The sequence below is a fragment of the Herbiconiux daphne genome, from assembly GCF_024979295.1.
Classification (GTDB): Bacteria; Actinomycetota; Actinomycetes; order Actinomycetales; family Microbacteriaceae; genus Herbiconiux; species Herbiconiux daphnes.
This window is the reverse complement of the sequence record NZ_JANLCJ010000284.1, coordinates 1-809: the sequence shown is the minus strand read 5'-3', so window position 1 is coordinate 809 and position 809 is coordinate 1. Positions and strand designations below refer to the sequence as shown.

The 809-nt window shown below is 47.7% G+C and carries 2 protein-coding genes; both read right to left on the bottom strand.

The window, feature by feature from the left end:
• Window positions 1–196 (bottom strand): ProQ/FinO family protein (locus tag N1032_RS24700; RefSeq protein WP_259543162.1); only part of this gene is annotated, 196 nt, incomplete at its 3' end.
• A 180-nt stretch (window positions 197–376) separates the two neighbouring features.
• A partial coding sequence (locus N1032_RS24695; RefSeq protein WP_259543161.1) for a hypothetical protein occupies window positions 377–809 on the bottom strand: 433 nt, incomplete at its 5' end.

Genomic DNA, 809 nt, shown 5'->3' with positions numbered 1-809 from the left:
TGCGATGAGTCCAAACTCGCAGTAGAACGCCAATCTCTTTTTCAGTGAAAGACGTCCGCTCGGCAAGCTGTTTATGGATGCCGATAGCCAGCAAATGAGGAAAACGTTTATTAAACACACCAGGGAACTGATCACAAAGTTCATCGATGCGACGTTTGTAGAAATCATAATGAACTGCCTTAACATAAATTAACATAATCTTCTCGTATGTTTAGGTAGAAGTTGGTCAGGGTGACCGGAGTCTCACCGGCGACCTCTGGGCCTAAAGCCCAGCGCGCTACTGATCTGCGCTACACCCTGTTAATACAAATGGTGACCACAGTTACGACAAGTGGTCTCCCATCCTATCTGCTCTAAGCCGCAGAACTGGCAGCTCTTACTTCTCTTCGAGACCTTCGAAGACGCGAGCAATCGCGCTGAATGTAGGGTCACTTTTCTCGCTCTCGAATTCGAAGTTGAACTCGTGCGGGCCGAACTTACGCTGGAAGGTCAGACGCTCAGTATTCATGAACGTATTACCTTCTTCATAGCTCAGCTTGAACACGAACTCATCGACGTAATCGTTGTTGTCGATGGTTTTGCCCTGCTTGATATCTTCGAATACTTCGTCGTTGTAGAAGTAGTACGAATCTTTCTTCATAACTTCGACGAGTTTGATCTGGATATCAATCGGCAGGTTCAGGTTGGCAGACACTTTGTTGTCGCCTTCCTGGAAGTAAACCAGATGGACGTGGGCACGTTGGCCTTCCTGGAAGCTGACGCGTTCGCCGTTATGGATAACACGTTTCAGACGATACAGACGCATCAGC